The 6,092-nt window shown below is 66.5% G+C and carries 7 protein-coding genes and 2 pseudogenes; 5 read left to right on the top strand and 4 right to left on the bottom strand.

Features of this window, described 5'->3' with window-relative positions; genetic code table 11:
- From H531_RS14470 to H531_RS0107155, 5 genes and pseudogenes are all read left to right on the top strand, one after another.
- Positions 1 to 476, top strand: a pseudogene (locus H531_RS14470) (hypothetical protein); the annotation flags it as partial.
- A gap of 70 nt (positions 477 to 546) precedes the next feature.
- Positions 547 to 900 (top strand): hypothetical protein, encoded by a 354-nt coding sequence (locus tag H531_RS13645; protein ID WP_156860467.1) that lies wholly within the window; start codon positions 547 to 549, stop codon positions 898 to 900.
- Between the two features lie 10 nt (positions 901 to 910).
- Entirely contained in the window at positions 911 to 1,345 is a 435-nt protein-coding gene (locus H531_RS0107165; protein ID WP_022798676.1) for a hypothetical protein, read from the top strand.
- The gene (locus H531_RS0107160; RefSeq protein ID WP_022798675.1) at positions 1,342 to 1,998 is read left to right on the top strand and encodes a response regulator transcription factor; all 657 of its coding nucleotides are present in this window, start codon (positions 1,342 to 1,344) and stop codon (positions 1,996 to 1,998) included. The genes H531_RS0107165 and H531_RS0107160 overlap by 4 nt, the downstream gene beginning before the upstream one ends.
- Positions 1,995 to 3,209, top strand: a complete 1,215-nt coding sequence (locus tag H531_RS0107155; RefSeq protein ID WP_022798674.1) for a sensor histidine kinase — start codon at positions 1,995 to 1,997, stop codon at positions 3,207 to 3,209. Before H531_RS0107160 ends, H531_RS0107155 begins: the two co-directional genes overlap by 4 nt.
- Here the strand turns inward: H531_RS0107155 and H531_RS0107150 are convergent.
- From H531_RS0107150 to H531_RS0107135, 4 genes and pseudogenes are all read right to left on the bottom strand, one after another.
- Positions 3,206 to 3,472: pseudogene (locus tag H531_RS0107150) on the bottom strand (alkaline phosphatase); the annotation flags it as partial. The gene H531_RS0107155 and the pseudogene H531_RS0107150 sit on opposite strands and share 4 nt — an antisense overlap.
- 128 nt (positions 3,473 to 3,600) lie before the next feature.
- A complete protein-coding gene (locus H531_RS0107145; protein ID WP_022798672.1) occupies positions 3,601 to 4,431 on the bottom strand; it encodes an acyl-CoA dehydratase activase-related protein in 831 nt (276 codons plus the stop codon).
- A gap of 5 nt (positions 4,432 to 4,436) precedes the next feature.
- A complete protein-coding gene (locus tag H531_RS0107140; protein ID WP_022798671.1) occupies positions 4,437 to 5,426 on the bottom strand; it encodes a M20/M25/M40 family metallo-hydrolase in 990 nt (329 codons plus the stop codon).
- A complete protein-coding gene (locus tag H531_RS0107135) occupies positions 5,426 to 6,079 on the bottom strand; it encodes a response regulator (protein ID WP_022798670.1) in 654 nt (217 codons plus the stop codon). Before H531_RS0107135 ends, H531_RS0107140 begins: the two co-directional genes overlap by 1 nt.
- Positions 6,080 to 6,092: the final 13 nt, after the last annotated feature.

Below are 6,092 nucleotides of genomic sequence, written 5' to 3'. Positions count from 1 at the left end.
CCAAGGCCCGCTACCTGGCCGGCCTGGTGAGGGCGGGAGCGCTAAAACGGGAAGCCGATACCCTCCTAGCGCAGGCAGAGCAGGAGTTCAGGGCGGGCGCTTACTTCCGCGCCAAGGAGCGGGCCGAGGCCGCCGCCAAGGTGTATAAGGCCCAGCACTTCTTGGATCTTGGGGGATACCCCTACCCCTACAAGGAGTCCTACGAAGACGAGGAGTCCTACGAACACGAGGAGTCCTACGAACACGAGGAGTCCTACGAATACAAGAAGGCGTACAAAGCGCCCTTCCGGGCCCAAAAGGCCCTGACCAAGGCGGAGTTTGAGGCAAAGTACTACCAGGTGGTCTCGCCAACCATAAACCGCCTACTCCAAGAAGCCCGACGCCTCTTGGCCAATCCCACCGGGGCCCAGGCCCAAGCGGCCTACGAGCTGGCTGAGGCGGCCCAACACCTCATCAAGGCAGAAAGGGGCTTCTAGGAGGAGAGGGGGCAAAGCCCCCTCTCCTTCCTTATGGGAGGACGGGATGAAGCAACTTAAGCAGGGGTTAGTGGTAGGACCTCTTGCCTTCGTCCTCGGGGGGTGCATGCCCTTCCCACCCCTCTGGGGACCCAAAGGCGCAGAAGAGTTCCTGGAAGAGTTTTCCCTTCTCCTCCTTTTGGGGCTCGGTGGAGCCTTAGCCCTCTTCCTCTGGAAGCGATATCCGCAAAGGAGCCCTGGCCTTGCGGCTAGGCTTGCCGCCCTGAGGGAAAGGGCGGGAGGCTTACCTCCTGAAAGGGCCCAGCGGGTCTTGGCCTTGGTGCTAGAAGCCTGGGAGGCCTGGGGCCAGGGGGACCAAGAAAGGGCGCGGACGCTGGCAGCCCGGGCCGAGGCTCTCATGGACCTCTACCGGGATGCCCCTTAAACTGCCCTTTGTGGCTCTCCTCCTTGCCCTCATCGGTCTTCTTCTTGAGGCCCAAGCCTTACGACCCCTAAGCCCTGAGGAGGCCTTCCGCTTGGTTCAGGCCTACCTGGGGAAGGGGAAGTGGGAAGAGGTGTATAAGTTTGAATACGGGCTTAAACCCAAGGAGGGGTGGGTGGTCTATGAGTTCCAGTTTCCAGGAAGCGAAGTATGGCTGGAAGCCCAAAGCCGAAGAGTGGTCCTTTACCGCCCCAAGAAACCGCCCAAGCACCTAGGCCAGGCCCATATCCCCCTTCCCCAGGCCCTGGCCTTGGTCCGCTCCCGCTACGGGGAGCCTTGGAAGCTAGAGCTTGAGCTAGAAAAAGGGCTCCTGATTTGGGAAGCTAAAGGCCCCTTCGGCGAAGTTTGGCTGGAGGCAGGCACGGGCAAGGAGGTTCTCCGGCGATGAGGCTCCTGCTGGTGGAGGACGAACCCGCCGTTCGGGACCTGCTGCGGGAAGCCCTGAAAGAGGCTGGCTGGGTGGTGGACGAAGCCTGGGGAGTGAACGAGGCCCTGGGCCTCGTGGAAGTATTTCCCTATGACCTGGTGGTGCTGGACCTAGGGCTTCCCGATGGGGATGGGCAGGAAGTGCTTTCGGCCTTGAGGCGAAGGGGTTCTCCTATACCCGTCCTCATCCTCACCGCCCGGGATGCCCCGGAAGCCCGGATCGCAGGGCTGGAAGAGGGGGCGGACGACTACGTGGTCAAGCCCTTTTACCCAAGGGAGGTGGTGGCCCGGGCCAGGGCCCTCCTACGGCGAAGCCGGGGCTACGCCAACAACTGGCTCAAAGTGGGTCGCTTGGAGCTAGACCTCGAGGGCCGGAGGGTTTTCTGGCAGGGGAGGGAGGTTCGGCTCTCCGCCCGAGAGTACGCTCTTCTGGAAGCTCTTGCCCTAAGGGGGGAAGGGCTTGCTTCCCGGGAGTGGCTTGTGGAGAAGGTGTGGAGCGGAGAGGAAAGCATAGATCCTCGCACTGTGGACACCTACATCAAGTACCTGCGGCGAAAGTTAGCCCCGGAGGCTATTGAAACCATCCGGGGCCTAGGATACCGCCTACTGGGATGAACCTCAGGACTCGCTTCGCCCTCTCAGCCGCCTTGGCCGTGGCCCTGGGGATAAGCCTGGGGAGCCTGGCGCTGAAGGAGGCGCTCAAAGCCCACCTGATCCGGCAACTTCAACAAGAGCTGGAAGCCCTCCTCCAAGTGGCCACCCCTCGGGTGGTCCAGGACGAGGAGGGCTTGCCTCGTTTCTCCCTGGACCGCGACCTTCTCTCCCCTCTCCTCCCGGGAACCCTGCTCCTCCTGGTGGGGCCAAGCGGCCTTCTAGATGCGGTGGGGCTCCTTCCCCCGCTACCAGAGGTGGAGGCCTTGGCCCGTGGAGAAGAAAAGGGTTACCTGGTGCGGGAGGTCCCCCTCGAGACCCCGGGACTGCGCCTCTTGGCCGCGCGGGACCTCAAGGAAGTAGCCCAGGTCATGGCTCTGGTGGACCGTCTCCTGCCCTGGGCCTTCCTTCTTGGAGTAGGTACGGCACTGGCTTCGGCCATAGTTCTGGCAGGACGGGCCCTAACCCCCCTAACCAAGGCCACCCAAACCGCCCACCTCCTGGCGGCGGAACGCGCCTGGAAGCGGCGGCTTCCTCACCCGGCCTCCCAGGATGAGGTAGCCCAGATGGTAGCTGCCTTCAACCGAGTGCTAGACGCCCTGGACGAGGCCCTGGAAGTAGAGCGGCGATTCGCTCAAGAGGCAGCCCACGCCCTAAGGACCCCTCTTACCTCGATGCTGGGCCACCTGGAGCGAGGCCACCTCGAGGAGGCCCGTTCCCAGGCCGAGCGGCTTAGGGAGCTGGTGGACCGCGTCCTCCTCCTGGCCCGCGCCGAAGCCGATGCCTTGGAACGGAAAGGGGTGGAGCTGGATACCGTGGCCTTTACCGAAGCAGAGATTCTGCGGCCCGCTTTCCAGAAGCGAGGGCTTACCCTGGAGCTGGACCTTCCAGAAGAGCCTTGCCGGGTCCTGGCCCATCCCGCCGCGCTCCAGGCAATAGTGGTGACCCTCCTGGAAAACGCCCTTCAGCACACCGCCCGTGGGGGCAAGGTCACGGTCAGGGTGCACGGGAACCAACTTACCGTGGAGAATGCACCCAGCCATCCCAATCCCGGTACGGGTCTAGGCCTGCGATTGGTGCAAACCCTAGCCCGAGCTCAGGGGGGAAGCGTGCACCTGGAAGCAGGAGCTGGATTTCGCGCCAAGGTGTGCCTTCCCCCCTATCCCGGGGCCTAGGCCCAGACCTCGCTGGGGTGGAGCACCCCTTGGGGCCTGGCCTTAAGGAGCTCCAAGGCCTCCTCCTCGGACATGGTGGGGTTCTGGTAGCGCAGGCCCAGGGCCTCTCCCATGAGGCCGAAGACCTGAGTGTTGTCCAAAAGCCCCAGGCTCAGACCTCGGAGGCCTTGACCGTAAAGGAGCAACATCACCGGGCTTGCCGTGTGCTGGCCCGAGCCAAAGCCGAGGTTGGGCCGGTCGGGCCTCGAGGGGTTGCGCTGCACCGGGACTGGGTAGAGACAGGCTAGGACGAAGGCAGAGCATCCAAGGGCACCAAGCCCCTACCCCGCCTCACGGCCGGCCTGATGGGGACGGTTCGCAGCACCCATCAAGGGGCTTGACGCAAGGGCACCTAGGCCCCCATCTCCTCCTTCAGGGCCTTCAGGGCCGCGGTCCAATCCTCCCCCAGGGTGAGGAGGCGGTAGGGTTTGGAAAGCCTTCGCGCCGCCCGCCTCAGGAGCCCGGGGATAGGGGGGCAAGCGTAAGAGACCACCAGGAGAAGGCCCCTCACCCGGCCCAAGCGGTGGAGGTAGTGGACCATGCCGAGAAGCTCCCGGTCCGTGGGCAGGTCCAGGGAAAAGAGCCTCTCCCCCTCCTCCCGCAAGCGCTCCGGAGGGAGGTCGGGAAAGTAGGGGAGGAGGCCCTCGGAGGCCAGGGCTTCCTGCACCTCACGGCGGAACCCCTCGTCCTCCAGGAGGTAGGGCTGGGCCACCACCCCCACGCTCCCCTGGGGGGTCTTGGGGGGCGGGGGGGGCTTGAGAAGGCTTTTGGTCTGGTCCAGGGCCCGGCCCACCCGCATGGGGTTCTGGGTGAGGATCTGCCCCACCTCCCCTGCGCGCCCCAGGACCCTTTCGGAAAGCTCCGCCGGCACCTTGAGGACCGGAGGGAGGCCAGGAAGGTAGCGGCGGAGGGTGGCCTCGAGGTCCAAAAGCCAGGGGCACTGCCCCCCGCCTCGCTCCGACTCCACCCCACCCTGGAGATCGGGGAGGAGAAGGTAGTCCACCCCCCTCCCCTTCAGGGCCGCCACCTGGGCGAGGAGCCCCTGGACGGGAAGGCAGTAGGGCTGGCGGAGATCAGGGGTTACCTCCGCCCGGACCACCTCCACCCCCAAGGCCCTCAGGTAGGCCTCCCAGAAGCCTAGGTACCTCCGGGAAAGAAACCCCTGGATCACCCCCACGCGCATACGCCCTATCCTACGCCCAGGGCCTCAAGAAAGGCGAGGAGGACCTTCCGCCCCTCCAGGAGGCTTTGGGGAAGCACCCACTCCCCCTCGGTGTGGGCCCCGCCCCCCCGGTAGACCCCCAGGGCCAGGGCGGGGATGCCCCGCTCCACCGCCGCCCCCGCGTCCGTGGAGCCCGCCTGGAACTGGGGCTTCTCCCCGATGGCCCGGAGGGCCTCCGCCGCCGCCCGCCTCAGGGCCTCCGTGGCCGTGGTGCCCGCAGGCCTCTCCCCCAGGACCTCGAGGTGGAGCTCCACCCGGTGCCGCCTGGCCGCCTCCTGGAGGCGGGCCTGGGCCTGGGCGAAGAGGAGGGCCAGGCGCTTTGGCTCCGAGGCCCGGACCTCCAGGAGGGCGGAGGCCTCCTTGGGGATAGCGTTCACCGCCTCGCCCCCCCGGAGGGCGCTGGCGTTGACGCTGGCCTCCGGCTCCTGGCCAAAGAGGGCGTGGAGGGCCGAAAGCCCCTCCGCCAGGGCGAAGACGGGGTTTGGGCTGCCCCGATCCCCCCAGGCGTGCCCCCCCGGGCCCTGAAAGCGGGCGCGGAAGCGCACCGAACCCAGAGCCCGGTCCACGACCCCGGGCAGGTACCCGTCCACAGCCACCACCACCTCTGGGCCAAGGGCCGCCACCAGGGCCCTCGCCCCCTTGAGGTTACCCAGGCCCTCCTCGCCCACGGTGAAGCCCCGCACCACCCCGGGGATCTCGGGCAGGGAGAGGAGGACGGCCACCCCGCTGGTGTTGTCCCCCACCCCCGGACCGTAGAGCCGCGCCCCCACCCGCTTGGGGGGGACGGGGGGAAGGACGGTGTCCAGGTGGGCCAGGAGGAGGACCCTCCCCTCCCCCGCCCACACGTTCCCCACCCCATCCCTCCGGGCCCCAGGGAGGTGCCGGGCCACAAAGGCCCCCCGGGCCTCCTCTCCCTCCAGGGGGGCAAGCTCCAGGAGCAGGCGGACCGGGTCCACTAGTCTTCCGGATCGGGCTGGGCTAACCCCTCGCGGATAGCGTAGAGCGCGGCCTGAGTGCGGTTATTGAGGTGAAGCTTCTGGAAGATTTCCGATAGGCGGTTGCGCACGGTCTTTTCGGAGAGTCCGAGCTCGGAGGCGATCTCCAGGTTGGTGTAGCCCTGGGCCAGAAGCTTCAGGATCTGGACCTCCCGCTCGGTGAGCTCGGCGTTTAAAGGGGCGCTCGCCTCCTTCTTGGCCCGGAAGTCCTGGATGATGCGCCCGGCAAGCTCCGCATCCAGGAGGACCTCCCCCGCATGCACCCTTCGGATGGCCTCTATAAGCGCCTTGGCGTCCACGTCCTTCAGGAGGTAGCCCCTCGCCCCGGCCTTTACCGCCTCAAAGACATAGGCGTCCTGGCGGTACATGGTGAGGATGATGACCTTGGCCTGGGGCCACTCCTCGAGGATGGCCTGGGTGGCCTGGACCCCGTCCAGGCCCGGCATCTGGATGTCCATGAGGATCACGTCGGGTTTGGCCTCGAGGGCGTGCCTCAGGGCCTCCCAGCCGTCCTTGGCCTCCCCCACCACCCGGAAATCCCCCTCCGCCTCCAACAGGCTCTTGAGCCCCTGGCGGAAGAGGGCGTGGTCGTCCGCTAAGAGCACCCGGATCACCCCTTCATCTTAG

The sequence above is a fragment of the Thermus islandicus DSM 21543 genome (assembly GCF_000421625.1).
Taxonomy (GTDB): Bacteria; Deinococcota; Deinococci; order Deinococcales; family Thermaceae; genus Thermus; species Thermus islandicus.
Note: the sequence above shows the minus strand (reverse complement) of the source record. Positions and strands in the feature narration are given on the sequence as shown.